Here is a 24,743-nt window from a genome sequence, read left to right as displayed (position 1 = left end):
GCGTGCGTCTTAAGCAAAATTCCGCCGATTGACCACCCGCCTATAAGCGGATTTCCGCTGATCCGAACACCGCGTCGCCTGCATCGCGACTAAAGTCGGCTCCTACCACGGGCAGCGTAGGAGCCGACTTTAGTCGCGATGCAGGCGGCGCATGGTTTTGTCAGGCGAGGAAGTCTTCGCGTTGCAGGCCGTGGCGCTGCATCTTCTCGTTGAGGGTGCGGCGCGGCAGTTGCAGTTCGGCCAGCACCGCCTTGATATCGCCGTGGTGGCGGCTAAGGGCCGCGCGCAGGCACTGGGCCTCGAAGGCTTCCTGCTGGGCGGCCAGCGACGTGCCAGGGCTGGCGGCTGGCGTCGCTTCAGGCGCTTCAAGGCCCAGGGCATGGCGCTCGGCGGCATTGGCCAGTTCGCGCACGTTGCCCGGCCAGTCGTGGCTGAGCAGTTGCGCCAGGCGTGTGGCACTCAGGCGGGGCAGCTCGCGGCCAGCCCGGGCCGCGCTGTGGGCGGCGAAATGCTCGAACAGCAGGGGAATGTCTTCGCGGCGGTCGCGCAGCGGTGCCAGGCGCAGTTCGGCCACGTTCAGGCGGTAGGCCAGGTCTTCGCGGAAGCGCCCGGCGCGCGCCTCCTGCAGTAGGTCCGGCTTGGTGGCGGCGACAATGCGCACGTCGATGGCGATGCTCTGGTTGGAGCCCAGGCGCTCCACCGTCTGCTCCTGGATCACCCGCAGCAGCTTGGCCTGCTGGGCCAGCGGCAGGCTTTCGATTTCGTCGAGGAACAGCGTGCCGCCATGGGCATGTTCCAGCTTGCCGATGCGCTTGCCCTGGGCGCCGGTGAAGGCGCCGCTTTCATGGCCAAACAGCTCAGCCTCGAACAGCGCCTCGGGGATTGCCGCGCAATTGAGCGCCACGAAGGGTTTCGCCGCCCGTGGCCCGCACTCATGCAGGCAACGAGCCACGCGCTCCTTGCCGCTGCCCGTCTCGCCGCGAATCAGCACGTTCACCGGCAGGCTGGCCAGGTCGAGGATTTGCCGGCGCAGCTGCTGCATGCCCGGCGAATGCCCTAGCAGGTCGGCCTGCAGGCGGTCTTGATGGCTGGCGCGGGCTTGCAGGCGGCGGTTTTCAAGCACCAGTGCACGCTTGTCGAGGGCGCGGCGCAGGCTGCTCAGCAGCGTGTCGGGGCTGAAGGGTTTTTCCAGGAAGTCATAGGCGCCGCCTTGCAGGGCCTGCACCGCCATGGGCACGTCGCCGTGGCCGGTGAGCAGGATCAGCGGCAGCTGCGGGTCGCGGGCCTGCAGCTGTTCCAGCAGTTGCAGGCCGTCCATGCCCGGCATGCGTACGTCGCTGATGACCACCCCGGGAAAGTCCGCGGCCAGCGCCGCCAGGCAGGCTTCGGCGCGGTCATGGCTGGTGACGGTGAACCCGGACAGGCCCAGCCATTGGGTCACGGCATCGCGGATGCTGGCTTCGTCGTCCACCAGCATCACGTCGCGTAGCGGCGTCGGGTTCATGGGGCCTCCGGTTCGACAGGCATGACCAGGGTGAGCAGGGCGCCGTTGCCCTGGTTGGCGGCGCTCAGGTGGCCGCCGCTTTCGTGGGCGATGGCGTAGGACACCGCCAGCCCCAGGCCGAGGCCGTCGCCCACCGGTTTTGTGGTGAAGAACGGATCGAACACCGTGGCCAGGTGTTCCGGGGCGATGCCGCCGCCGCTATCGGCCACCGACACGCGCCACTGCCCGGCGTCGCGGTCGATGCGCACTTCCAGGCGGCGCTGGGGTTTCTGGCTCATGGCGTCGAGGGCGTTGCGCAGCAGGTTGATCAGCACCTGTTCCAGGCGAATCGGGTCACCGCGCACCCAGGCCGGGCGGGTCAGGTGCAGCACGGTGCTGACCCGTTCCTGGCGGATGCGCGGCTCCAGCAGTTGCAGCGCCTGGTCCACCACCTCGGCCAGGTCCACGCGCTCGCGCAGGCCCGCCGGGCTCTTGCGCGCGAAGGTCTTCAGGTGCCCGGTGAGCGCGGCCATGCGCGTGAGCATCTGCTCCAGCGGCAGCAGCGCCTGGTAGGCGTCGTCGACGCGGCCGTGGTCCAGCAGCAGGCGCAGGGTGGCCAGCTGCATGCGCTGGGCGGTCAGCGGCTGGTTGATCTCGTGGGCCAGGGCCGCCGACATCTGCCCCAGGGCCGCCAGCTTGGCGGCCTGCACCAGGCCGTCCTGGGCGGTTTGCAGCTCGCGGGTGCGCGCCTGCACCAGCGCTTCCAGCTCTTCCCGGCTGCGCTGGCGCACCAGGCCCAGGCGCCAGCGCTGGTACAGGAACAGGCCGAGGAACACCAGGGTCAGCCAGGCACCAGCGGCGGCCAGGGCGGCGTTGCGGGCGTCCTCGGCGACCAGCTGCGGCTTGCGCAGCAGGTGCAGGGTCCAGCCTTCGCTGGTCAGCGGCAGCGACTCCCACAGGTAGTCGGCGCTGCCGTCGGGCCCCTCGACCCGGGCCAGCTGGCTGTCGCCGTCGAAGGCCGCCAACGGCTTCACGGCCAGGGGGCTCAGCGGCTGGCGGTCGTACTGGCGAGTGCTGGCCAGCTCGGCCTGGTCGGCAGCGCTCAACGCCTTGAGCTGGCGGTAGCGCCAGCCCGGCTGGTTGGCGATGAACACGATACCGCGGGCGTCGCTGACCAGCAGGGTGTCGCTGCCTTGGCGCCATTCGCGCTCCAGCTCCGGAAACTCCAGCTTCACCACCATGGCGCCGAGGAAGGCGCCGTGCTCGTCCTTCACCGCGCTGGAGAGGAAATAGCCCGGCACCCCGCTGGTCACGCCCACGGCGTAGAAACGGCCGCTGCCCTGGCTGCGGGTCTGCAGGAAGTAGGGGCGAAAACCATAGTTCTGGCCCACGTAGCTGGTGGGCAGCTGCCAGTTGCTGGCGGCCACGGCCAGGCCGTCACGGTCGAGCAGCTCCAGGGTGGAGCTTTGCGCGGCCTGGTTGATCTGTTCCAGCTTGCGGTTCAATGCGTCCTGGGCCGCGGCGCCGACGGGGCCCTTGAGCGCCGCGATCAGTTGCGGGTCCAGCGCCAGCACGGCGGGCAGGCTGCGGTAGCGCTCGATCAAGGTGTGCAGGGAGTTGGCGTACAGCCCCAGTTGCTGATGGGCACGACCCGCTTCCTCGGCCATGGCCAGGCGTTGGGCGTGACGCATGGCCAGCAGGGCCGAAGCCAGGGTGCCGGCGATGATCAACAGGGTGATCAGGGGCAGGCGCAGGGCGCGAGATGGGAAGCGCATGGGCATTGCCAATCGGTTGGGGGGCAAAACCATAGCACGATGGGCGGGTGTGTAACTTTGTCGCACATCATTGGTAATACTTCGCCGGCGCCTGGCTTTCCCCAATATTCCGGGAAATGCGCGGCGCTTTCGGACGCGGCCTGCCGGCCGCTGCTACGGGATTTCGACGAACCCGTAGCAGCTGCCGCAGGCGGCGTCGCTTACAGCAAGGTAAAGCTCTGCTGCTTGACGTTTTGCGAGTCCAGGCCGATCTGCACCTGGAACTCACCCGGCTCCGCCGCATACTTGAGCTGCGGGTTGTAGAACTTCAGGTCGTCCTCGGTGAGGGTGAAGCGCACGGTTTTTTCCTCGCCGGGCTGCAGGGTGACCTTCTCGAAGTTCTTCAGCTCCTTGATCGGCCGGGCCATGGACGCCACCACGTCATGCACGTACAGCTGCACCACCGTGGCACCGGCGACCTTGCCGGTGTTCTTCACGGTCACGCTGGCAGTGACGGTGCCGCCACGCTTGAGGGTGGCGCTGGACAGGCTCACGTCCGACAGGCTGAAGTCGGTGTAGCTCAGGCCATACCCGAAGCTGTACAGCGGCCCGGTTTCCTCGTCGAAGTACTGCGAGGTGTAGTTGCCCGGCTGGCCGGGGTTGAACGGCCGGCCGATGGTGAGGTGGCTGTAGTACACCGGAATCTGCCCCACCGAACGTGGGAAGCTGATCGGCAGCTTGCCCGACGGGTTGTAGTCGCCGAACAGCACGTCGGCGATGGCGTTGCCGCCCTCGGTGCCCGAGAACCAGGTCTCCAGCATGGCGTCGGCCTGCTTCTGCTCCTCGACCAGCGACAGCGGCCGGCCATTCATCAACACCAGCACCAGCGGCTTGCCGGTGGCCTTCAGCGCCTTGATCAGGGCTTTCTGGGTGTTGGGCAGGGCCAGGGTGGTGCGGCTGGCCGACTCGTGGGACATGCCCCGGGCCTCACCCACGGCAGCCACCACCACGTCGGCCTGCTCGGCGGCCTTCACCGCCTCGGCGATCATCTGCTCGGCCGGGCGCTTGTCGATGTGCACTTCCTCGCGGTCGAAGATGATGCGGTTGAGGAACTCGATGGCGTCCTGGTTATCGGTGACGTTGGCGCCCTTGGCGTAGATCACCTTGGCGCGGTCGCCCACGGCGTTCTGCAGGCCATGCAGCAGGGTGATCGACTGGTCGGGTTTGCCGGCGGCCGACCAGCTGCCCATCATGTCGATCGGCGCATCGGCCAGTGGCCCCACCAGGGCGATGGTGCCTTGCTTCTTCAACGGCAGGGTGTGGTCATGGTTCTCCAGCAAGACCATGCTGGTACGCGCCACTTCCCGCGCGGCCTGGCGGTGCAGGCGGCTGTCGGCGTAGGTGTCGGCCGGGTCGTCGCTGGCCTTGCCGATGCGGCGGTACGGGTCCTGGAACAGGCCCAGGTCGTACTTGGCGCCCAGCACCTCGCGCACGGCGTTGTCGACGTCGGCCTGGCTCACTTCACCGGACTTCACCAGCCCCGGCAGCTCCTTGCCGTACACCTGGTCGTTCATGCTCATGTCGATGCCGGCCTTGATCGCCAGCTTCGCCGCCTCGCGGTCGTCGCGGGCCACGCCGTGCTTGATCAGCTCGTGAATGGCGCCGTGGTCGCTGATGGTGATGCCCTTGAAGCCCCAGTCCTTGCGCAGCAGGTCTTGCATCAGCCAGGTGTTGGCGGTGGCGGGCACGCCGTTGATGGAGTTCAGCGCCACCATCACCCCGCCGGCACCGGCGTCGATGGCCGCGCGGTACGGCGGCAGGTAGTCCTGGTACATGCGCGTGGGGCTCATGTCGACGATGTTGTAGTCGCGCCCGCCCTCCACGCCGCCGTACAGGGCGAAGTGCTTGACCGCGGCCATGACGCTGTCGGCGGCGGCGACGTTGTCGCCCTGGTAACCCTTGACCATCACCTTGGCGATGCGCGACACCAGGTAGGTGTCCTCGCCGAAGCCTTCGCTGGTGCGGCCCCAGCGTGGGTCGCGGGCGATGTCCACCATGGGCCCGTAGGTCATGTCGATACCGTCGGCGGCCGCTTCCTGGGCGGCGGTGCGCGCGCTCAGGCCAATGGCGCTCATGTCCCAGCTGGACGCCAGGGCAAGGCTGATGGGGAAAATGGTGCGCTGGCCGTGAATCACGTCATAGGCGAAGAACATCGGTATCTTCAGCCGGCTGCGCTGCATGGCCGCGTCCTGCATGGGACGGTTCTCGGCGCGGGTCACCGAGTTGAACGTGCCGCCGATGTGGCCGGCGGCGATCTCGTCGCGAATCTGTTCATGGGTCATTTCCGGGCCGATGGAAATCAGCCGCAGCTGGCCGATTTTCTCGTCCAGGGTCATGCGCTTCATCAAGTCGGCGATGAACGCTTCCTTGGTCTTGAGAGGAGAGGGGGCGGTGGCCGCCATGGCCGGTGGAAAGGCCAGGCTTGTAAGGATGCCCAGCAGGCACAGCTTCTTCATGAATAGCTCTCGTCATGGCTTGCAGTGGTTTGCGAAGGCAAACAGGCGAGCCCAAGAAGGTGGAACGAATGTTTTTGTAATGTGCGCGCTTCTTTTAGCCCATCGAGGGGCGGCAATCCAGAGTTGTTTTGCCCGGTGTCGTATTCAGGCTGCGGCGGGCGGCTGGCCGGTGAGTAGGAAACGGCGGGTGTTCTGACAGACGAAGTTGTAGGACTGTGTAACTTTTTCCTTATCTTTTTGTGGCCTTCTTCTGTTGTTTTTGAAAGTCAATGCGCGGCACTTCCTGATTTTATAAGTACGTATTTCCGTGCATTGTTTTTCTCCCTGCGCCTGACTAAGGTGCGCGCTTGTGCTGGTCGATGAGCAGGCAACCTTCATGCATTTGACCCCACGGGAGAAGGAAGTCCTGAGCCTTCTGCTGGCAGGCTCCACCAACCGGGAAATCGCCGTATTGCTGGGTATCAGCGCCTACACCGTGCGTGATCATGTGTCGGCGCTGCTGCGCAAGGGGCGCGCGCGCAACCGCATGGAACTGGCCCTGTCGCCGCTGCCGTCCGCCCCCGTGGTGGCCGCGGCCAGGCCTGCGGGGGTGTTTATCTGATCGAGTCCGGGACTATTGAAATGCTGGTGTTATTGATAGGCGAGCTGATGCTGGCCATTGCCGTGATGGGATTGTGCGTATTTCGCATAGGCGCAGGTTCACGATTGGGCAGGGAAGCGCTGCTGCAGAGGGTGGTGATGTTCTATTCCGCCGTGCTGATGGGCGTGGGCGGCCTGGCTGCGGCGGCGTGGTAGCAGGGCCGACGTCCGGAATATGAACAAGTCCGTGCCCTGGCGGGCCAAAGCCCCGTAAAATGCGCACATCTTCATTCTCCCCAGGCTTTTCCGATGTCCGCCCCTGCTGCCAGCCCCAAGACCGCGACCGACCCGCGCGCCACCTTCCTCGACCTGCTGGGCGCAAGCCTTGAGCAGAATGCCCTGGTCAAGCTGGTGCTGGCCCGGCACGTGGGCGCCGAGGCGCAGTTGCAGCGGGTCATCATCAAGCCGGTGACGGTGAAGGAGCAGGCCTGCCTGTCGTTCGTCTACCGCTACCAGACCCGCGACATCACCAAGAACCTGGCGCTGGACGAAGCCCTGGCGCTGATCGCCGAACTGCTGCCAGCCAGCTTCAAGAACGCGCACCTGCTGACCCTCACCGACGAGGTGCAGCTGGAGTTCAGCAAGAAGAACAAGCCCATGCTGCACCGCAACGCCGCGCAGCAGCCGCGCCAGGCGGCCTCGGCCGAGCATGACCGCGAGAAGAAACGCTACCTGGAACTGAGCCGGCCGTTCCTGGTGGACCTGGGGGTCACCAACAAGCAGCATGAGCTGATTCCAGCCATGTCGCGCAAGTGGAAGCAGATCAACAAGTTCATCGAGGTGTTCTCCCACGCCTTCGCCGGCGCGCCGATCGCGGCAAACCAGCCGGTGCGCGTGGCTGACTTCGGCTCGGGCAAGGGCTACCTGACCTTCGCCATCCACGACTACCTGCGCAACACCCTGGGCCGCGAGGGGCAGGTGACGGGCGTGGAGCTGCGCGAAGACATGGTCACCCTGTGCAACACCGCCGCGGCGCGCCTGGACCACCCCGGCCTGGTGTTCGAGCACGGCGACGTGCGCACCGTGGTGCCCAGCGCCATCGACGTGATGATCGCCCTGCACGCCTGTGACATCGCCACCGACTATGCCATTCACACCGGCATCCGCACCGGCGCGGCCATCATCATGTGCTCGCCGTGCTGCCACAAGCAGATCCGCCTGCAGATCCAGAGCCCTGGCCTGCTCAAGCCCATGCTGCAATACGGCCTGCACCTGGGCCAGCAGGCCGAGATGGTCACCGACAGCCTGCGCGCCCTGTACCTGGAAGCCTGCGGCTACGACACCAAGGTGTTCGAGTTCATCTCGCTGGAGCACACCAACAAGAACAAGATGATCCTGGCGGTGAAGCGCGCCGAACCCCAGGACCCGCGTGCGCTGCTGGAAAAGATCGAGGCGCTGAAGGCGTTCTATGCCATCCAGGAGCATTGCCTGGAAACCCTGCTCAAGGCCGACGGCCTGATCTGAAGCCAGCGTTTCCGACGCCAGCGTAGGACGGTTCTTTTTTGCCGTCCGAGGCTTGATGTCGGATAGGCAGCCCCTCCGTACCCCGTGACACTCGCCCTTTTTCCACGGGCGAGGTGCTCATATGGGCAATGGCATTTACTTCCTGGCGGCGCTTTGCTGCGGCGCAGGCCAGGCCTGGGCGCAAGAGCCGCCCAGCGACCCCGACTACCCACTGCAAACCTACCTGCACCAGAGCAATGTACCTGGGGTGTGGGCGCGCTATAGCGGCCAGGGCGTGCGCATCGGCCAGTTCGAGGCGCACGGCAAGGCGCACAAGAAGGCCTTCGCCTACCACGATGAAGACCTGCTGCCCAACGTCGACCCCCAGTGGCAGGCCAACAGCGTGCCCTGGCTGTGGGGCAGCAAGGCCAGCCCCGACCCCCATGCCCAGCACGCCAGCAGCGTGGCCGCGGTGATGGTGGCCGCGCGCAACAGTCAGGGCACCGTGGGCGTGGCGCCCCAGGCAACCATTGGTGGCCACTGGGTGGGCGGGCAGCTGGAAACCCTGGCCAAGCTGAAACGCTACGATGTAGCCAACCTCAGCTGGGGCGCCATCGGGCGTTTCGAGCCGGTGCTGCAGGTGCCGGCCATTGGCGCGGTGCCGGTGCAGTACCGGCGGGCATTGAGCGAAGGCCGCGACGGGCTGGGCACGGTGATCGTGATGAGCGCCGGTAACGACCGCCAGGCCGGTGGCAACACCAACTACGCCAGCCTGAGCAATATGCGCGGCAACATCATGGTCGCCGCCACCTGCCCGCCGCCGCGCAGCCAGCCGTGCGCGGCGCCGGGCTTTTCCAGCCCCGGCGCCAACCTGCTGGTCAGCGCCCAGGGGGTGGGCGTGTTTACCCGGGTGGGGGTGCCCCAGGCCGGCACCAGCCTGGCGGCGCCGATTGTCAGCGGCATCGTCGCGCTGATGCTGCAGGCCAACCCGCGCCTGGGCTACCGCGATGTGCAGGACATCCTCACGCTCACCGCCCGCCAGGTGCGCGACCCGTCCACCGACTGGCAGTACAACGCCAGCCGCCAGTGGAACGGCGGCGGCATGCACGTCAGTCACGACTACGGCTACGGCGAGGTCGATGCCCAGGCCGCCGTGCGCCTGGCCCAGGACTGGCCGGCGCGGCAGCGGTTCGCCAACGAGGCGCTGCTGGAGCAGCCGCTGGCCAGCCGCCGCGGCGAGTTCGCCATTCCCGACAACGACCCTGGCGGCCTGAGCTACGCCATGTCGTTGGCGGACGCGCGCCTGCGCGTCGAGCACGCGCTGGTCGAGGTCAAGCTGACGCACCAGCGGCCCGGGGATCTGCAACTGGTGCTGGTCTCACCGTCGGGCACCCGTTCGCTGCTGATGGACCGGCCTGGCAAGCCGCCCGCCGATGGCGCCCATGCCGGCGACCTGCGCTTCCACCGCAAGCAGAGCCTGGACTTCATCTTCAGCACGGCACGCCTGCGTGGCGAACCGGCGTCGGGCGAGTGGCGGCTGCACATCACCGACCTGGCCCAGGGCAGCACCGGGGTGCTGCACAGTTGGCGCCTGAACCTGTTCGGGCGCCAGGACAACGGCAATGATCACTACGTGTACACCAACGAGTTCGCCACGTTGCAGGCCCCTGCACGCAAGAGTCTGCGGGACGTGAACGGTGGCATCGACACCCTCAACGCGGCGGCTATCAGCAGCGCTTCGGTTATCGATTTGAGTCGCGGCGAAGCGCGCTTGGCGGGGCAGGCCGTGCGCCTGGAGAACCCTGGGGAGCTGGAGCACCTGATCGGTGGTGATTACGCCGACCTGCTGATTGGCAATGGGGCAGCCAACGCGCTGCTGGGTGGTCACGCCGATGATCAACTGCAGGGCGGTGCCGGGGATGACTGGCTGGACGGCGGGCCTGGCCACGACACGCTCAGTGGCGGCCCGGGGCGCGATCGCTTCGTGATTCAAGCGCGGGCCGAGGAGGGCGATACGCTGCTGGACTTCGAGCCGGGGCAGGATCGCCTGCTGCTCAGTGGCTTTGCCGAGGGCAGCCGTCCGGCGTTCACCCGCAGTGGCGAGCACACCCTGGTAACCTTGCCCCACGGCCAAGTGCTAAGCCTGCGCCATGTGCTGCCGGAACAGCTGCGCGACAGCGACTGGCAACTGCTGCCTGAACCACCGGCGCTAGACCTGCTGCAAGCCGGCCTGCCACCCCCGTAGCAGCTGCCGAAGGCTGCGTCCCAGTTGCCAGTGACGCGGCCTGGCGGCCGCTGCTACACCAGCCTAGCGCTTGCGCTTCACCGCAGGCTTTGGCACTGGCACGTTCAGCGACGGCGCGCCCAGCGGGTGGCTAGTGGCGTCGAAGAACTGCACCTCGCGGCCGGCGAACAGGGTGGTGAAGTAGTGTTTCTGGCTGAGAATCCAGGCATCGCTCAGCGGGAAGATCGACACCGCCAGCTGCTGCACGCCGGCCTGTTCGATGGCCTCCAGCAGGTAGCGGTCCTGCTCGCCCAGGCTGTGGCCGAACAGGCACAACGGGCCCTGGTGCTGGGCCAGTTGCGCGTGGCACCAGCTCAGGTAGTCGGACTGACGAATGGCGCGCAGCTTGTCTTCGCGACGGCCTTCGTTGACGAACAGCGGCACCTCGCCAGGCTGGTTGATGGCGAAGCCGTCCAGCAGGGCGCTGCCCACCGCGTTGCGCTTGCGCGTGGTGCCGTCCACCTGGCGAATCAGGTGCAGGCCGCCGTGCAGGTGCAGCACACGGGTGGCGTCGCTGCGCACGCGGCGCACGTCAAAGCCCAGGTCCACGTCGAACAGCTCGTCGAAGCCCTCGGGCGCCTGTTCCACGGCCCAGGTCACCAGCAGGTCGTAGTTGCTCGAGTACACCGTGGTGTATTCACGCAGGTGGCGGGCCATCGCCTGCAAGTGTTCGCCCGGTAGCAGACGGAACGGGATGTGGGCGCTGCGCATGGCGTGGATCAGCGCTTCCTTGATCGCGTAGTAGCGGTTCAGCGGTGCCGAGGCACTGATGGCCAGCGCGGCGTTGACCCGTACCGTGGTGTTGAGGGCGCTGAGCACCTGCTCGAAATTCTCGGTGCCCATGGATTTGAACAGCGCCAGGTCGGTCTGCCCCAGGGGCTTGTTGCGCACTTTCTGCGCGCGCTCGAACAGCGAGTCGTAGGCAAAGTTGCGCCACAGGGCACGGCTGGCGCCGTTGCCCAGCAACAGGCCGGTGCAGTGAAAGGGCAGATGAGGCCATTGGCCCAGGCTGGCGTCGAAAGCGTCGAGTTCCATGGCGTGCGTCTTGCTCGGGATCGGTTACAGGGCGCGACTGTACCATGGGGTGCGGGCGGGGAAACCGTCTTGTCATGTTCGTCGCCGACTATGCTGGTCTCTTTTGCCCTTGCAGGAAGCACCCATGTCGTTACGTTGGTTGACCACCGCTTTACTCATGACCGCCGCTGCCGTGGCCCAGGCCCAAGTGCCCACGGGCGAGGCACTGGCCAGGGCTGCCGGTATCCCCTGGCCGGCCGTGATCGCCCATCGCGGCGCTTCCTATGACGCGCCGGAGTCCACTCGCGCCTCCTACCTGCTGGCTCGCGAGCTGGGTGCCGACTACCTGGAAATGGACCTGCAACGCACCCGCGACGGCCAGTTGATTGCCCTGCATGACACCAACCTGGGGCGCACCACCGACATCGCGACGAAATTCCCCGAGCAGAAAGACCAGCCCGTCAACCAGTTCACCCTGGCGCAGCTGAAAACCCTGGATGCCGGCAGCTGGTACAACAAGGCCTATCCCGATCGCGCCCGCCCGGCCTACGCGGGCCTGAAAATCCTGACCCTGGATGAGATCATCGACCTGGCCGACCAGGACCCGGCCCGCCGCCCGGGGCTGTACATCGAGACCAAGGCGCCGCTGCTGTTCCCCGGCATCGAAAAGGAACTCACCGCCAAACTGATCCAGCGCGGCTGGCTGACCGCTGCCGGCGAGGTGGCGCCGGGCCACCGGCTGGTGCTGCAGACCTTCGAGAAAGGCAGCCTGACCCTGCTCAACCAGTTCATGCCCAAGGTGCCGAAAGTGTTGCTGCTATGGATAGGCGAGGGCAGCATCGACCCCGCCTCGCCAGCGGCCTACAACCCCGCCAGCGGCGAAACCAAGGCCGCCTACTACGCCCGCCAGCAACCCCGCGACCACGCGGCCTTCGAACAGTGGCTGGACTTCGCCAAGGCCAACGGCGCAGTCGGCACCGGCCCCTCGGCGGCCCTGACCCAGGGCGGCGACCAGAGCTACATGGACCTGGTGCAACCCTGGATGAACCAGCTCACCCACGCCAAGGGCATGCTGGTGCACGTGTACACCGTGGATGACCCGGTGGATTACCAGAAAGTCATGGCCGCGGGCGTGGATGGCATCTTCACCAACCGCAGCAGCGAGTTGCTCAAGTTCTACCACCGCCCCGCAAGCCGCAGCGTGCCAGAGATCCTCCAGGCGAACGGCTACTGATTCACCCTGACCCAGCGATCGCACGCAGCAGCAACTGTCTTGAAATGGCGTCGTCTGCATCGCGACTAAAGTCGGCTCCTACGACATGCGTGGTAGGAGCCGGCCTTGGCCGCGATGCAGGCGACGCGGTCTATGGGGTCTCCGCATTCGCGTAGCAGCTGCCGAAGGCTGCGTCCGGCGGCGGGCCTGTGTTGCGCCGGGACGCGGCCTGCGGCCGCTGCTACGGGCGCGCGCTGTGTCCGGTATAAAGCGCCGGAGAGGGCAATACTTTTCTGATCTCGCGCTGACAACCCCGCCACCTAAAAAAACATTGCCCCCAGAGTTCACCGCCCCGCAGAACGGAGTTGTCATTCCTGTAGTTTCGAGAAGTCGCCGCTGTGGCTGGCCAACGGAACGCTCCGCGAATGAGTGAGCTGCAGAGGCCAGCGCCGCCTGGCAGCGCCTACAAATCCTGGCGGTCCTTGCGCAACGTGGCGATGGTGCGGTTGATGTAGTCGGCGTTGCGGTCCAGGGTTTCCAGGGCGCTGCGCACGTTCTCGGCGATATCTTCCGCCTCCCAGCGCACCTCGACCCACAGGGCCAGTTCCTCTACTGCGGCGGCGATCGCCAACTGGTTTTCATACAGCTTGTCCAACAGCACGGGTTGCAGCAGCTGGTCCGTCATGCCGAGCTCCTTGTTCCATAGGGCAGCTTGGGGGTCATTATCGGTACGACCTGCGGCGTGTGTAATCGTTCTGTTAATGTGTGGGTGGATCCATTGCCGACAATTTTTTTGCATTGATGGCAGTGTAGCTGTTGCCGCAGGCGGCGCTAGGGACGTTTTTTCACCGATCTCCAGTGAAAGTCGGCTAGATGGAACGGGTATTTGTGCGCAGATTTGGGATTGGCTTATAAAGATGCGTAGCCCTCGACCAATCCTCCAGCGCCAAGACCAACAATGACTGCACTCAACGATCCCCTTGCCGCCGCTTCCCCCATTGGTACTGATCAAACCCTGCGCCGGCGTTCGCTGTTCGCCGCGTGCGGCGCTCATGCCGTGCACGACGGTCTCACCGATCTCATTTATGTGCTGCTGCCCATCTGGCAGGGGCAATTTGGCTTGAGCCTGGCCCAGGTGGGGCTCTTGCGCGGCGCGTACTCGGGGACCATCGCCGGGTTGCAACTGCTGGCCAGCCGCGCGGCCCGGCGTTGGGGCCGGGAGCGGTTGCTGGTGGGCGGCACGGCGTTGGCCGGGCTGGCGTACCTGCTGGTTGGCCAGGCCGGTGGCCTGGGGGTGTTGCTGGTTGCGCTGATGCTCGGTGGGCTGGGAGCCAGCGCCCAGCACCCGCTGGCGTCATCGCTGGTGACCGACAGCCATGAAGCGGGCGGGGGCGTGAAGCAGGCGCTGTCGCAGTACAACTTTGCCGGCGATATCGGCAAGACCCTGATCCCCGGCCTGGTAGGGCTGCTGCTGACGGTGATCAGCTGGCGCGCCAGCGCTACCCTCATCGGCCTGCTGGGTATCAGTGCCGCCGTGCTGCTGTGGTGGCTGATTCCCTCGCAAGCGGTGGCTGCGCTCCACGCCGGAAAAAACCCGAAGGCGGCTGCTGGCGAAGGTTCGGTGACCGGCCTGCGCGCGTTGCTGGCGACCGGCACCCTCGACAGCGCCGTGCGCATGGGCTTCCTGACCTTCCTGCCGTTCCTGCTGCAAGGCAAGGGCGCGGGTAGCGCCGGCATCGGCCTGGCGCTGATGCTGCTGTTCATCGGTGGTGCCTTCGGCAAGCTGCTGTGCGGCTACCTGGGCGCGCGCATCGGCATGATGAAGACCGTGTGGCTCACCGAGACCACTACCGCGGTGCTGATCGTGCTCGCGGTGTTCCTGCCGCAGTTCGCCCTGATGGCGCTGCTGCCGTTGCTGGGGCTGGCGCTCAACGGGACTTCATCGGTGCTGTACGGCGCCGTGCCTGAGCTGGCCGGTGCCGGCAAGCGCGAACAGGCCTTTGCGCTGTTCTACACCGGCACCATCGGCGCGGGCGCGCTGGCGCCGGTGCTGTTCGGGCGGTTGGGGGACGCGACCGGGATACCGGCGGCGGTGATGACGTTGGCGGCGATGTTGTTGCTGACGGTGCCGTTGGCTTGGGTGGTGGAGCGGGCAATGGACCGGTGATTTGACCTCATCCTGCACTCTGGGATGCAACCGGACACTTAAATTCGCTGGTACCCGCTTAGTTAAACAGAGCAGCCATGTCTTCGAGGCTCACGGTTTCGTTTTCATCAAGGCTGTGCAGCCGCTCGATGGCCAGCAGCTCAGCGCGCAGGTCGTCGATTTCGTCCTGCATGGCCTGGTAGGCGTTCACGCCGATCAGCACTGCCGCCGGCTCATTGTCCTTGACGACCACCACGTGGGGTACGTCTCCATTGGTAACTTCTTTTAACCGTGCGCCGAAGGTGCGGGCCATGGTGGTGGCGGAGACTGCTTGATCGGCTCGGTCGAGAAGTGCGCTCATGGATTGATCCTCGGGCTTGTCATGCAGGAGATTGGATTGAGGTGGTCAGGTGTAGGCTAAATATTGCGGGTCATCATGCCCGATACAATGCGTAACGCCCTCGGGCGTTGAAGGTCGACTGTAAATCTTCAGCGCGCACGAACGCCAGCGCAGCCTGAAGGCAGCGGCTACGGGTGTTTTAATATCTGGGGGGGAATATCAGGCTGCATCAGCAGCAGGGCTGACGCTTGCCTTGAACGGTTTCACTGGCTCGGGACGAGCAGCGAACCGTGGAGAATGCTGGAGCGGGTGAAGGGAATCGAACCCTCGTTATCAGCTTGGGAAGCTGGAGTAATGCCATTATACGACACCCGCTGAACGCGGTTCACTTTTTACCAGAACTCGCCGGTCAATTGAAGCCTTTTATCCGCCCGAGGCGGAATTTGCCGGCCGGCCGCCGTGGTTGCCACGCTTCTTTGCCAGGTTATCGGGCGTCGAGCAGCAAGCACAGCGGTCGGCTGGCCAGGCGTTCAGATGGCCAGCGCATGGTGACCGTCGAACGGGCGGTAGCGAACACGGTTTTCCTGCGGGTTGGGCTTGAGGAAGTCCATCAGGGCCAGGCGGGTGTCGCGGCAGGCTGCCTTGTGTTCCATGTCAAGGAAGTGCCCGGTGCTCTGGATGGTGGCAAACTCGGTCCGCGCCACGTGCTGGGCGAAATGCCGTGCCTCGTGGGCAGTGGTGTATTCGTCCCATTCACCGTTCATGAACAGCACCGGCACGTTGATCTTCGCCGCGGCGTGCAAGGCGTTGCCCAGGTCGTGTTGCAGTACTTCGCTGATGTGGAAATGCATCTGCGCGTACTCATGGTCGTCCAGGCTGCTGACGTGCCGGTAGTTGAAGCGCTTGAACAACGACGGCAGGTGCTTGCCGATGGTGTCGTTGACCAGGTGCCCGACCTTGTGGCGGTCGCAACGGCCCAGGTAATGGACGCCGCGTTCCAGGTAGTCGCGCATCGAGGCATTGAGCACCGGCGAGAACGAGCTGATCACGGCCTTCTCGATGCGCTTTGGCTGGTGGGCCAAGGCCAGCAGCGCGCAGGCGCCGCCCCAGGAGAAGGACATCACGTGTTCAGCGTTGAAGTGGTCGATCAGCTCCACCAGGATCTGGCCTTCCTCTTCCTTTGTCAGTGCACGGTGGTGCACGTTGTGGGGCTTGGATTTACCGGCGTAGGGCTGGTCGTACAGCACTACGTTGAACTGAGGATGCAGATTGCGCACTGTCTGGGCAAATGACGCGGTAGTGGCCAGTGACCCATTGACCAAGATGATGGTCTTTTCAGCGGCATCCGCGCGATAGAACTCCGTGTAAACCCGATACTGACCCTGTATATCCAGCACAGCGATTTCTGGCCTCATGTCGTAAGACTCCTGGCAAAAGAAACGGGTACTCGCGCAAGCGACTCTGCACGCAAGACTCTGCACGCAATTTGTGACAGGTAGGCAATTGCCTGGGAATTTTTTGCCCATGTCGATCCGTACAATCTGGTCGACGGGTATTGTTATAAGCGGGCGATCTGCTAGTTCGCGGCCCGATGGAAGCGGCCGGTTGCCAGCAAAAAGGTTTCTTAGAATATGGTGGTGACTGCCGAGTCACATGTGGACCGACGATTGGATTCAAGCAGGCCGATGACGTCTGCGCAAGTACCGTTGGCACAATGTCAGTGAGGTTTCTGCCCGGCGGTAAGACGCCTAGATTTGCTGAATCTCTTCAGCGCGCAGCGCCCGGTACTGGCCCGGCGACAGCTCTGGATCAAGGGTTAGCGGACCCATTTGCTCACGATGTAGCCGTAACACCTTGTTTTGAAAGTGACCGAACATTCGCTTCACCTGGTGGTACCGTCCCTCGACGATGGTCAGGCGGGCACTGCGCGGCCCCAACAGCTCCAATTTGGCCGGCTGGGTGGTCAGGTCTTCGAAGGCAAAATAAATTCCGCGGGCGAAGGTCTCGATGTACTGCGCGTCGATGAGTTGCTCGGTTTCAACGTAGTACACCTTGCCCAGTTTCGTCTGCGGCTGGGTCAGGCGGCGGGACCACTGGCCGTCGTTGGTGATCAGCATCAGCCCCGAGGTGTTGTAGTCGAGGCGGCCGGCCAGGTGCAGGTCGTGCTTGTCCGGCTCATGCAGCAGGTCGAGCACCGTGGGGTGCTGCGGGTCGACCGTGGCGCTGACGCAGCCCATGGGCTTGTGCAGCATGAAGTAACGCGCCGGGCGCCCGGCTTGCAGCACCTGGTCGTCGAGCGTCACCTGGCTGAACTCGCGCACCTCATGATGCGGGTCGCCCGTGGCCACGCCATCGACGCGCACGCGCCGTTCCACCAGCAGCAGGCGTACCTGCTTGCGGTTGAGCTGCGGCAGGTTGCTCAGGAAGCGGTCGAGGCGCATGCAGGCCCTTGGGGCGGCAGTTGGTCCAGCACCTGGGCGCAACGCGGGCACAGGCAGGCCTTGTCGCGCAGGGCCGCGGGCAGGGCGGCGAGTACGCTGGGGTCGATGCTCACGCCATAGCACCAGCAGGACTGGGTGGCGGTGCGCGGGTCGGCCAGGCTGCAGGCGTTGGGGGCGCCACAGGCCGGGCACAGGCTGACATCATTCATGACAGGATTGGGGCAACTCGCTGCGCACGCAATTGCGTCCGCTCTGTTTGGCGCGATAGAGCGCATGGTCGGCGCAGTTGAGCAGGGTGTGCAAGGTGTCGTCCAGCTGCAGCCCGGTCACGCCGACGCTGGTGGTGATTTTCAGCGATTTGTCGCCATAGGGGAAGGCGTATTCCTCGGTGTGCCGACGAATCTTCTCGGCGATCTGCAGGGCATCGGCGCCCGGGGTGGCGCGCAGCAGCACGATGAACTCCTCGCCGCCCCAGCGGCAGAGGATGTCGGAATGGCGCAGGCTGGCGCGCAGCACCTGGGCGAAGCCCTTGAGCACTTCGTCGCCGGCCAGGTGGCCGTGGCTGTCGTTGAGTTGCTTGAAGTGGTCCAGGTCCAGCAGCAGCGCCGCCAGTGGCTGGGTGTCGCGCATGGCCTCGCTGATGGCCTGGGTGGCCAGCAGGTCGAAGCCGCGGCGGTTGGGCAGGCCAGTCAGGGTGTCGCAGGTGGCCAGCAGCTCCAGGCGCTGCTGGTAGCGGCCGATCACGCGCTTGAGCAGGGCCAGCACCAGGGCGGTCACCAGCAGGCAGATCATCAGGTTCAGGTACAGCGACTGGCGGATATCGCCCAGGGCGTTGTCCTCGCGCTTGTCGACGAACAGGTACCAGTCCAGCTCGGGAATGAAGCGCACGTTGAGGAAGTGCCGGGCGCCGTCGGCCAGGTATTCGTGGTTGCCGCTGCTGGGCAGGGGCATCTGCGCCAGCAGCTGCTCCAGCCCTGGCACGGCGCCCAAAGCCTGGCCGCTGCGGGCGCCCTGGGGGCCGCCGTGGGTGCCGGTGAGCACCACCTGGCCCTGGCGGTCGACGAAGTACACCCGGCGCTGGTAGCGCTGCTCGTAATCCTCGATCAGCTTGACCACGGCGTTCACCTGCAGGCCCACGCCGGCCGCCCCGATGAAGCGGTCCTGGTAGTCGAACACCTTGTAGTTGATGAAGATGGTCAGCGCGTCGTGGTTGGCCATGTCGACGTCGACGTTGATCTCGTAGGGCGTGGCCATGTCGCGCACGCGGAAGTACCAGGCGTCGCGAGGTTCATGGGGCTGCACCTTCTTCAGCACGCCCTTGGCCTGGTAGTAGGTGAGGCTGGCGTTGGAGACGAAGAAGGCGGTGTAGGCGCCGTAGTGCGTCATCACCTCCTGCAGGTAGCGGGTCATCTGCTGCGGGTCGCGCTCGCCGGCCAGCACCCAGTCGCGCATGAAGGTGTCGCGCGACATCATCGAGGAGATCAGTACCGGGCGCACCAGGTCTTTCTGGATTTCCGAGTACACCGTGTCGCTGGTCAGGGGCAGCTCGGTGTTGACGATGTTGTCGCGGATCGAGCTGCGCGAGGCGTAGTAACTCAACAGCGAGGTCAGCACGAAGCCGCTGGCAAGCAGCACCACCAGGGTCAGGATCAACGAGCGCTGGGACAGCGAGGCAAGGCGGGGCGGCATAGCAAATCCATTGGCTGTAGACCGGTGCGGCATTCTAGGGGAAAGCGAGGCCGTGCGGGAAATGCTGGCCTAAAGTACGAGACGGCAATTGGGAGTGTTTCGATGTTGTAGCAAATTATTTCCGTGATGGCACTGAGTCGGGTTTCGCCTGTCTTAATCTATGCCGATCGCTATATTTTGCTCGGCGCCGACCAGCGTCGCTGGTTCGAGCTGTCCAGCGGTCCGGGAGGCCGCCATGAAAACGAGACTTCTGCTGCTAGTGTTGCTGGGTCTGCTGACCACTGCCTGTGCACCTTACGAGGGGCCAGCCTATTACCGCACCGACGTGTATGCCGGCGGTGCCTATCCCTACGGCTACTACCCCTACGGGTCGACGTACTACAACTCCGGTTACTACGTGCGTTCGCCGCGTTATTACGCACCGCCCCCGCACTATTATCGTCCACCGCCTGGCCCCGGCTACCGCCCGGGTGGTTGGGGTGGCCCGGGCTGGGGTGGGCATCGCCCCCCTGGCCCACCACCAGGCCGCGGCCCTGGCCGGGGCAACTGGCAAGGGCATGGTGACCATGGTGACCACGGCGGGTTTGGTGGGCCTGGGCGGCGCTAATGGCGCACTGGAAGGGCGCGAAACACTGTAGCCGCTGCCGCCAGGCTGCGCTGGCCCATACAACCGCTGGAGATCTTCAGCGGCCCTGATGGCCAGCGCAGCCTACGGCAGCGGCTACGGTGTGGTGTAGCTGCCGCTGAAGTTCAGTAATCAGACAAATCTGCCAGCGGATGCCGGCCTTCCCACGCCTTGCTGAAATGCGCGTCCACCACCGCTTGCGGGATGCTGGCGACGTCAGGCCAGTGCCAACGCGGCTTCTGGTCCTTGTCGATCAGCCGCGCACGCACGCCCTCGCTGAACTCGGGGTGGCGGCAGCAGTTCAGGCTCAGGGTGTACTCCATCTGGAACACCTGGGCCAGGGACAGGTAGCGCGCCCGCTGGATCTGCTCCCACACCAGGTGTGCGGTCAACGGGCAGCCTTCTTCAAGGGTGTGCGCAGCCTTCGCCAGCAGCACGTCGTCGCTGTGGCGCTGGTGCACCAGCGCGCGCCAGGCGGCGGCCACGTCGCTTGTGTCCAACAGGCTGTCGATGCGCGTGCGCCGCGGCAGCCACTGGGCTTCGGGCAACTCGCCCAGCGCTTCCTGCTGCAGCGCCTTGAGCAGGCTGTTGAGCTGCACGGCGGTCTGTTCCTGCCAGTTGAGCTGCAACAGCCCCTCGATCAGCGCCGGTTGTTGGTCGTCGCGCAGGAAGCGGTCGGCCAAATCCAGGTCGAGGGCGTCGCGGCCGTTGATGTGCGAGCCGGTGAGGCCCAGGAACAGCCCCAGCTTGCCGGGCAGCCGCGACAGGAACCAGCTGGCGCCCACGTCCGGGTACAGGCCGATGCTGATCTCCGGCATGGCCAGGCGGCTGCTGGGGGTGACGATGCGGATATTGGCGCCCTGCAGCAGGCCCAGGCCACCGCCCAGCACGTAGCCGTGGCCCCAGCAGATCAGCGGCTTGGGGAAGGTGTGCAAGCGGTAGTCCAGGCGGTATTCGCCGGCGAAGAAGTGCGCAGCCAGCGGCGGCACCTCGCCGGGGTGGGCGCGGCACGCCTGCACCAGGCTGCGCACGTCGCCGCCGGCGCAGAAGGCCTTGGCACCGTTGCCGCGCAGCAGCACGCAGACAATCTGATCGTCCTTTTCCCAGCGTTCCAGCTGGTCGTTGAGGGCCTCGACCATGGGCAGCGACAACGCGTTGAGGGATTTTTCAGCGTCCAGGGTAGCCACGCCAAGGCGTGCGCCGTCGACGCCGACAAGCTCTTCGAATTGCAGATTCATCCTGACCTCTTGAGTGACGCGAATGGGGCAGTGTCCAATTCAGCAGTATGGCCCGCCGTCGGCACGGCGTCAGTCTCCGGTTACATTGATTGACAATCAGGGGCGGCTTTCCTAGTGTCCGCCCCATTGTTTGCCAGGCTATGCCCATGACCACCGACGACCGCATCAAACTCGAACCCAGCTGGAAACACGCCCTGCGTGACGAATTCGACCAGCCGTACATGAACCAGCTGCGTGAGTTCCTGCGCCAGGAACACGCCGCCGGCAAGGAAATCTACCCACCCGGCCCGCTGATCTTCAACGCGCTGAACCTGACGCCGCTGCCGCAGGTGAAGGTGGTCATCCTCGGCCAGGACCCGTACCACGGCCCGGGCCAGGCCCACGGCCTGTGCTTCTCGGTGCAGCCGGGCATTGCCACGCCGCCGTCGCTGGTGAACATCTACAAGGAATTGAAGCGCGACCTGAACATCGACATCGCGCCCCATGGCTGCCTGCAGCACTGGGCCGAGCAGGGCGTGCTGCTGCTCAACACCACCATGACCGTGGAGCGCGCCAACGCCGCGTCCCATGCGAAGAAGGGCTGGGAGTCGTTCACCGACCGCATCATCCAGACCGTCAGCGACCAGCAGTCGAGCGTGGTGTTCCTGCTGTGGGGCGCCCATGCCCAGAGCAAGCAGAAGCTGATCGACAGCAGCAAGCACCTGGTGCTGACCTCGGTGCACCCCTCGCCGCTGTCGGCCTACCGCGGTTTTATCGGCAATGGGCATTTCAGCCGTACCAACAAGTTCCTGCAGCAGAGCGGCCTGGCGCCGATCGACTGGCAGTTGCCGCCCGTGTGATGCCATCGCGGCCAAGGCCGGCTCCTACCACGGACAGTGTAGGAGCCGGCCTTGGCCGCGATGCGGGCAACGCGGTCTAGGCAACAGCCGACACCGCGCGCTTGCGCCACAAGCGCAGCAACGGCAACAGCAGCATCAGCGCCGTCAGCACCCACACCCCCGCGGTGATCGGGCTGGACCACAGGATATTCAGCGCCCCGTCCGAGATCGACAGCGCGCGCCGCAGGTTCTGCTCCATCAGCCCGCCCAGGATGAACCCCAGCAGCACCGGCGACAGCGGGAAGTCCAGCTTGCGCAGGATGTAGCCGAAGATACCGATGCCCACCATCAGGAACAGGTCGAAGGTGGTGGCATGCACCGCGTACACGCCGATGCCGGTGATGATCGCGATGACCGGCACCAGTGCCCAGTTGGGCACCGAGAGGATGCGCGTGAAAATTCGGATCATCGGGATGTTGAGGATCACCAGCATGATGTTGGCGATGAACAGCGAGGCAATCAGCCCCCAGACGATGTCCGGCTGCTGCTGGAACAACAGCGGCCCGGGGGTGATGTTGTACAGCGACAGGGCGCCGATCATCACCGCCGTGGTGCCCGAGCCGGGCACGCCCAGGGTCAGCATCGGCACCAGGGCGCCACAGGCCGAGGCGCCGATGGCGGTTTCCGGCGCCGCCAGGCCGCGCTTGTCGCCCTGGCCGAAGGTGCCGCTGGCGCCGGCCATGCGCTTCTCGGTCATGTAGGCCACGGCGCTGGCCAGGGTGGCACCGGCACCGGGCAGCACGCCCATCACGAAGCCCAGCAGGCCGCAGCGAATGTTCACCACGAACACCGAGGCCGCTTCCTTGACGTTGAACATCATGCGCCCGGTGGCCTTCACGGCTTCCTGGCCACGGTGGGTCTTCTCCAGCAACAGCAGAATCTCGCTGACCGAGAACAGCCCCAGCACCAGCACCACGAACTGGATGCCGTCGGCCAGGTGCACGTTGTCGCCGGTGAAACGGTACACGCCGCTGTTGGCGTCGATGCCCACGCAGGCCAGGAACAGGCCGATCAGCGCGGCAATGAAGGTCTTCAACGGCCGGTCGCCGGCCATGCCGCCCAGGCAGACGATGGCGAACACCATCAGCACGAAGTATTCGGCGGGCCCGAAGGCAATGGCCCATTGCGCCAGCAGCGGCGCGAACAGCACCATGCCGCAGGTGGCGATGAAGGCGCCGATGAACGAACTCCAGGCCGACAGCGACAGCGCCACCCCGGCCAGGCCCTGGCGGGCCATGGGGTAGCCGTCGAGGGTGGTCATCACCGTCGAGGCTTCGCCGGGGATGTTGAGCAGGATCGAGCTGATGCGCCCGCCATACTCGCAACCCAGGTACACCGCTGCCAGCAGGATCAGCGCCGACTCGGGTGGCAAGCCCAGGGCGAAGGCAATCGGGATCAGCAGCGCCACGCCGTTGATCGGCCCCAGGCCCGGCAGCAGGCCGACCACGGTGCCGATCAGCGTGCCGCACAGGGCAGTGACCAGGTTGTAGGGGCTCAGGGCCACGCCGAAACCCTGGCCCAGGTAGCTGAAGGTATCCATATCAGTTCTCCAGTACGTCGAGCAGGCCCAGGGGCAGGGGTACGTCCATGGCCTTGTCGAACAGCAGGTACAGGGCAACGCTCATCAGGCTCACCACCACCGCGCTGGGCAGCCAGCGGCCGCCGTACAGGCGGGCCATGGGGATGCCGGTCAGCACGCTGGCAAGAATGAAACCCAGGGGTTCGAAGGTGCCGGCGAACACCAGCAACAGCACCACGCAGGCGCCAATCTTGCCCAGGGTGGCGCGGTCCAGTGGCGGTGCCTCGTCGCTGTGGATGATGGCGCTGGGGCGCACGGCCATGTACAGCAGGGCTGCGGCCATCAGGCCCAGCATCAGCAGTGGGTAGGCGCGCGGGCCCACGGGTTCGTAGGAAAAAGCGGCCTGGTAGGGCCAGGCCATCACCGCCAGCACGGCGCAGGCCAGCAGCAGGGCAATGGCAAACAGTCGTTGCAGGGCCATGGTCGAAACTCCTTGGCGAGAGGGGGCTGCCTCGGGACGAGGCAGGCCGCAGGTCACTGCACCAGGCCGAATTCCTGGGCCAGGGCCTTGTACTCGGTTACCTGTTTCTTCACGTAACCGTCCAGCTCGGCGCCGGTCATGGCGAAGGGGAACAGCGCGCGCTGGGTGCGCAACGTGGCGAAGTCGTCGGACGCCAGCATCTGGTCGAACGCTGTTTTCCACCAGTCGTATTCGGCATCGCTGACCTTTGGCCCCAGGTAGAAGCCGCGCACCACCGGCCAGACGATGTCGTAGCCCTGCTCGCGGGCGGTGGGGATGTCTTTCATGCCCGGCTCGTCGATGCGCTTGTCGGCAAACACCGCCAGCATGCGCATGTCGCCGCTCTGGATGTGCGGCATGGAGTCGGAAATGTCCGTACTGCCCACCTGAATGTGCCCGCCCAGCAACGCGGTGGCGATTTCACCGCCGCCTTCCAGGGCCACGTAGCGCAGCTGGCGCGGGTTGATGCCGGCGGCCTTGGCAATCAGTGCAGTCTGCATCCAGTCCTGGCTGCCGACCGTGCCGCTGGCACCGATCACTACCTTGCCGGGCTCTTTTTTCAGCGCCTGCACCAGGTCGTCGAGGTTCTTATAGGGCGAATCGCTCTTCACCGCGATGGCGCCGTAGCTGGTGCCCACCGCCGCCAGCCAGCGCACTGCGTGTTCGTCAAAACGACCGAACTTGCCCTGGGCCAGGTTCAGCAGCGAACCGCTGGACCAGGCCACCAGCGAGCCGCCATCGGCCGGGCGCTGGGCGACCACGGCGTTATAGGCCACGGCGCCCACGCCGCCAGGCATGTAGGTGACGCGCATGGGTTTGGTGAGGATTTTCTCGTTGACCAGGGCGCTTTGCACCAGCTTGCAGGTCAGGTCGAAACCGCCGCCGGGGGAGGCCGGGGCAATGCATTCGGGGCGCTTGGGTTCGGCGGCGAACGCCGTGTTGGCCAGCAACAGGCAGCTGGCCGCCAAGGCCAGCTGGCGCAGGGTAGGGCTCATGTGATG

22 protein-coding genes and 1 tRNA gene are annotated in these 24,743 nt (G+C 65.5%); 8 read left to right on the top strand and 15 right to left on the bottom strand.

Features of this window, described 5'->3' with window-relative positions; all coding sequences use genetic code 11:
* Positions 1-160: 160 nt before the first annotated feature.
* The 3 genes from RAM80_RS11820 to bglX all read right to left on the bottom strand — a co-directional run bounded on the left by RAM80_RS11820 (position 161) and on the right by bglX (position 5,753).
* Positions 161-1,504, bottom strand: coding sequence for a sigma-54-dependent transcriptional regulator (locus tag RAM80_RS11820; RefSeq protein ID WP_416426673.1), 1,344 nt, complete (start codon positions 1,502-1,504; stop codon positions 161-163).
* Positions 1,501-3,258 carry an ATP-binding protein gene (locus tag RAM80_RS11815; RefSeq protein WP_416426672.1) on the bottom strand — a complete coding sequence of 586 codons (1,758 nt, stop codon included), beginning with the start codon at positions 3,256-3,258 and terminating at the stop codon, positions 1,501-1,503. The genes RAM80_RS11820 and RAM80_RS11815 overlap by 4 nt, the downstream gene beginning before the upstream one ends.
* Before the next feature lie 200 nt (positions 3,259-3,458).
* Complete coding sequence (bglX, locus tag RAM80_RS11810) at positions 3,459-5,753, bottom strand: beta-glucosidase BglX (RefSeq protein WP_416426670.1); 2,295 nt, start codon at positions 5,751-5,753, stop codon at positions 3,459-3,461.
* Between the two features lie 376 nt (positions 5,754-6,129).
* On the opposite strand from bglX, the gene RAM80_RS11805 reads away from it, so the two are divergent.
* From RAM80_RS11805 to RAM80_RS11790, 4 genes are all read left to right on the top strand, one after another.
* Positions 6,130-6,354, top strand: coding sequence for a response regulator transcription factor (locus RAM80_RS11805; RefSeq protein ID WP_416426668.1), 225 nt, complete (start codon positions 6,130-6,132; stop codon positions 6,352-6,354).
* Between the two features lie 20 nt (positions 6,355-6,374).
* On the top strand, positions 6,375-6,548 hold the full coding sequence (locus RAM80_RS11800) for a hypothetical protein (RefSeq protein ID WP_416426667.1): 174 nt from the start codon (positions 6,375-6,377) through the stop codon (positions 6,546-6,548).
* A 93-nt stretch (positions 6,549-6,641) separates the two neighbouring features.
* Positions 6,642-7,856: a class I SAM-dependent methyltransferase gene (locus RAM80_RS11795; protein ID WP_416426665.1), complete on the top strand. Its 1,215-nt coding sequence runs from the start codon at positions 6,642-6,644 to the stop codon at positions 7,854-7,856.
* Between the two features lie 121 nt (positions 7,857-7,977).
* Positions 7,978-10,080, top strand: coding sequence for a S8 family serine peptidase (locus RAM80_RS11790; RefSeq protein ID WP_416426663.1), 2,103 nt, complete (start codon positions 7,978-7,980; stop codon positions 10,078-10,080).
* A gap of 63 nt (positions 10,081-10,143) precedes the next feature.
* Here RAM80_RS11790 and RAM80_RS11785 read toward each other — a convergent pair whose 3' ends face one another.
* Complete coding sequence (locus RAM80_RS11785) at positions 10,144-11,154, bottom strand: DUF4917 family protein (RefSeq protein WP_416426661.1); 1,011 nt, start codon at positions 11,152-11,154, stop codon at positions 10,144-10,146.
* A 124-nt stretch (positions 11,155-11,278) separates the two neighbouring features.
* Here RAM80_RS11785 and RAM80_RS11780 point away from each other — a divergent pair, with 124 nt between their 5' ends.
* Positions 11,279-12,367: a glycerophosphodiester phosphodiesterase gene (locus RAM80_RS11780; protein ID WP_416426659.1), complete on the top strand. Its 1,089-nt coding sequence runs from the start codon at positions 11,279-11,281 to the stop codon at positions 12,365-12,367.
* A 442-nt stretch (positions 12,368-12,809) separates the two neighbouring features.
* Here RAM80_RS11780 and RAM80_RS11775 read toward each other — a convergent pair whose 3' ends face one another.
* Positions 12,810-13,031, bottom strand: a complete 222-nt coding sequence (locus RAM80_RS11775; RefSeq protein ID WP_416426657.1) for a hypothetical protein — start codon at positions 13,029-13,031, stop codon at positions 12,810-12,812.
* Between the two features lie 273 nt (positions 13,032-13,304).
* Between RAM80_RS11775 and RAM80_RS11770 the strand changes: the two genes are divergently transcribed.
* Positions 13,305-14,513, top strand: coding sequence for an MFS transporter (locus RAM80_RS11770; RefSeq protein WP_416426656.1), 1,209 nt, complete (start codon positions 13,305-13,307; stop codon positions 14,511-14,513).
* A 58-nt stretch (positions 14,514-14,571) separates the two neighbouring features.
* On the opposite strand, the gene RAM80_RS11765 is transcribed toward RAM80_RS11770, so the two are convergent.
* From RAM80_RS11765 to RAM80_RS11740, 6 genes are all read right to left on the bottom strand, one after another.
* A complete protein-coding gene (locus RAM80_RS11765; RefSeq protein WP_416426654.1) occupies positions 14,572-14,853 on the bottom strand; it encodes a type II toxin-antitoxin system prevent-host-death family antitoxin in 282 nt (93 codons plus the stop codon).
* A gap of 280 nt (positions 14,854-15,133) precedes the next feature.
* A tRNA-Gly gene (locus tag RAM80_RS11760) sits at positions 15,134-15,207 on the bottom strand.
* 155 nt (positions 15,208-15,362) lie between these two features.
* Entirely contained in the window at positions 15,363-16,247 is an 885-nt protein-coding gene (locus RAM80_RS11755) for an alpha/beta fold hydrolase (RefSeq protein ID WP_416426652.1), read from the bottom strand.
* 333 nt (positions 16,248-16,580) lie between these two features.
* Entirely contained in the window at positions 16,581-17,273 is a 693-nt protein-coding gene (locus RAM80_RS11750; RefSeq protein WP_416426650.1) for a pseudouridine synthase, read from the bottom strand.
* The gene (locus RAM80_RS11745; RefSeq protein WP_416426648.1) at positions 17,252-17,482 is read right to left on the bottom strand and encodes a cysteine-rich CWC family protein; all 231 of its coding nucleotides are present in this window, start codon (positions 17,480-17,482) and stop codon (positions 17,252-17,254) included. The genes RAM80_RS11750 and RAM80_RS11745 overlap by 22 nt, the downstream gene beginning before the upstream one ends.
* Entirely contained in the window at positions 17,475-18,962 is a 1,488-nt protein-coding gene (locus tag RAM80_RS11740; RefSeq protein WP_416426646.1) for a diguanylate cyclase, read from the bottom strand. Before RAM80_RS11740 ends, RAM80_RS11745 begins: the two co-directional genes overlap by 8 nt.
* Before the next feature lie 494 nt (positions 18,963-19,456).
* Here RAM80_RS11740 and RAM80_RS11735 point away from each other — a divergent pair, with 494 nt between their 5' ends.
* Positions 19,457-19,600 (top strand): hypothetical protein, encoded by a 144-nt coding sequence (locus RAM80_RS11735; RefSeq protein ID WP_416426644.1) that lies wholly within the window; start codon positions 19,457-19,459, stop codon positions 19,598-19,600.
* 112 nt (positions 19,601-19,712) lie between these two features.
* Here RAM80_RS11735 and RAM80_RS11730 read toward each other — a convergent pair whose 3' ends face one another.
* Positions 19,713-20,825: an enoyl-CoA hydratase/isomerase family protein gene (locus RAM80_RS11730; RefSeq protein ID WP_416426642.1), complete on the bottom strand. Its 1,113-nt coding sequence runs from the start codon at positions 20,823-20,825 to the stop codon at positions 19,713-19,715.
* A gap of 146 nt (positions 20,826-20,971) precedes the next feature.
* Between RAM80_RS11730 and ung the strand changes: the two genes are divergently transcribed.
* Complete coding sequence (ung, locus tag RAM80_RS11725) at positions 20,972-21,664, top strand: uracil-DNA glycosylase (RefSeq protein ID WP_416426640.1); 693 nt, start codon at positions 20,972-20,974, stop codon at positions 21,662-21,664.
* A 76-nt stretch (positions 21,665-21,740) separates the two neighbouring features.
* Here ung and RAM80_RS11720 read toward each other — a convergent pair whose 3' ends face one another.
* From RAM80_RS11720 to RAM80_RS11710, 3 genes are read right to left on the bottom strand one after another with little or no spacing between them, the layout of a single operon-like run.
* Positions 21,741-23,243 carry a tripartite tricarboxylate transporter permease gene (locus tag RAM80_RS11720; protein WP_416426638.1) on the bottom strand — a complete coding sequence of 501 codons (1,503 nt, stop codon included), beginning with the start codon at positions 23,241-23,243 and terminating at the stop codon, positions 21,741-21,743.
* A gap of 1 nt (position 23,244) precedes the next feature.
* Entirely contained in the window at positions 23,245-23,703 is a 459-nt protein-coding gene (locus RAM80_RS11715; RefSeq protein ID WP_416426636.1) for a tripartite tricarboxylate transporter TctB family protein, read from the bottom strand.
* A 53-nt stretch (positions 23,704-23,756) separates the two neighbouring features.
* Complete coding sequence (locus RAM80_RS11710) at positions 23,757-24,737, bottom strand: Bug family tripartite tricarboxylate transporter substrate binding protein (RefSeq protein ID WP_416426634.1); 981 nt, start codon at positions 24,735-24,737, stop codon at positions 23,757-23,759.
* Between the last annotated feature and the right edge of the window lie 6 nt (positions 24,738-24,743).

This window comes from Pseudomonas sp. App30 (assembly GCF_047947025.1).
Classification (GTDB): domain Bacteria; phylum Pseudomonadota; class Gammaproteobacteria; order Pseudomonadales; family Pseudomonadaceae; genus Aquipseudomonas.
Note: the sequence above shows the minus strand (reverse complement) of the source record. Positions and strands in the feature narration are given on the sequence as shown.

What these genes read in the sequence shown, in the direction of transcription:
- RAM80_RS11770 (WP_416426656.1), top strand. Translation starts at nt 13,305, where the DNA reads ATGACTGCACTCAACGATCCCCTTGCCGCCGCTTCCCCCATTGGTACT.
- bglX (WP_416426670.1), bottom strand. Translation starts at nt 5,753, where the DNA reads ATGAAGAAGCTGTGCCTGCTGGGCATCCTTACAAGCCTGGCCTTTCCA.
- RAM80_RS11745 (WP_416426648.1), bottom strand. Translation starts at nt 17,482, where the DNA reads ATGAATGATGTCAGCCTGTGCCCGGCCTGTGGCGCCCCCAACGCCTGC.
- RAM80_RS11750 (WP_416426650.1), bottom strand. Translation starts at nt 17,273, where the DNA reads ATGCGCCTCGACCGCTTCCTGAGCAACCTGCCGCAGCTCAACCGCAAG.
- RAM80_RS11820 (WP_416426673.1), bottom strand. Translation starts at nt 1,504, where the DNA reads ATGAACCCGACGCCGCTACGCGACGTGATGCTGGTGGACGACGAAGCC.
- RAM80_RS11710 (WP_416426634.1), bottom strand. Translation starts at nt 24,737, where the DNA reads ATGAGCCCTACCCTGCGCCAGCTGGCCTTGGCGGCCAGCTGCCTGTTG.
- RAM80_RS11800 (WP_416426667.1), top strand. Translation starts at nt 6,375, where the DNA reads ATGCTGGTGTTATTGATAGGCGAGCTGATGCTGGCCATTGCCGTGATG.
- RAM80_RS11795 (WP_416426665.1), top strand. Translation starts at nt 6,642, where the DNA reads ATGTCCGCCCCTGCTGCCAGCCCCAAGACCGCGACCGACCCGCGCGCC.
- RAM80_RS11715 (WP_416426636.1), bottom strand. Translation starts at nt 23,703, where the DNA reads ATGGCCCTGCAACGACTGTTTGCCATTGCCCTGCTGCTGGCCTGCGCC.
- RAM80_RS11790 (WP_416426663.1), top strand. Translation starts at nt 7,978, where the DNA reads ATGGGCAATGGCATTTACTTCCTGGCGGCGCTTTGCTGCGGCGCAGGC.
- RAM80_RS11780 (WP_416426659.1), top strand. Translation starts at nt 11,279, where the DNA reads ATGTCGTTACGTTGGTTGACCACCGCTTTACTCATGACCGCCGCTGCC.
- RAM80_RS11730 (WP_416426642.1), bottom strand. Translation starts at nt 20,825, where the DNA reads ATGAATCTGCAATTCGAAGAGCTTGTCGGCGTCGACGGCGCACGCCTT.
- ung (WP_416426640.1), top strand. Translation starts at nt 20,972, where the DNA reads ATGACCACCGACGACCGCATCAAACTCGAACCCAGCTGGAAACACGCC.
- RAM80_RS11765 (WP_416426654.1), bottom strand. Translation starts at nt 14,853, where the DNA reads ATGAGCGCACTTCTCGACCGAGCCGATCAAGCAGTCTCCGCCACCACC.
- RAM80_RS11740 (WP_416426646.1), bottom strand. Translation starts at nt 18,962, where the DNA reads ATGCCGCCCCGCCTTGCCTCGCTGTCCCAGCGCTCGTTGATCCTGACC.
- RAM80_RS11775 (WP_416426657.1), bottom strand. Translation starts at nt 13,031, where the DNA reads ATGACGGACCAGCTGCTGCAACCCGTGCTGTTGGACAAGCTGTATGAA.
- RAM80_RS11720 (WP_416426638.1), bottom strand. Translation starts at nt 23,243, where the DNA reads ATGGATACCTTCAGCTACCTGGGCCAGGGTTTCGGCGTGGCCCTGAGC.
- RAM80_RS11785 (WP_416426661.1), bottom strand. Translation starts at nt 11,154, where the DNA reads ATGGAACTCGACGCTTTCGACGCCAGCCTGGGCCAATGGCCTCATCTG.
- RAM80_RS11805 (WP_416426668.1), top strand. Translation starts at nt 6,130, where the DNA reads ATGCATTTGACCCCACGGGAGAAGGAAGTCCTGAGCCTTCTGCTGGCA.
- RAM80_RS11815 (WP_416426672.1), bottom strand. Translation starts at nt 3,258, where the DNA reads ATGCGCTTCCCATCTCGCGCCCTGCGCCTGCCCCTGATCACCCTGTTG.
- RAM80_RS11755 (WP_416426652.1), bottom strand. Translation starts at nt 16,247, where the DNA reads ATGAGGCCAGAAATCGCTGTGCTGGATATACAGGGTCAGTATCGGGTT.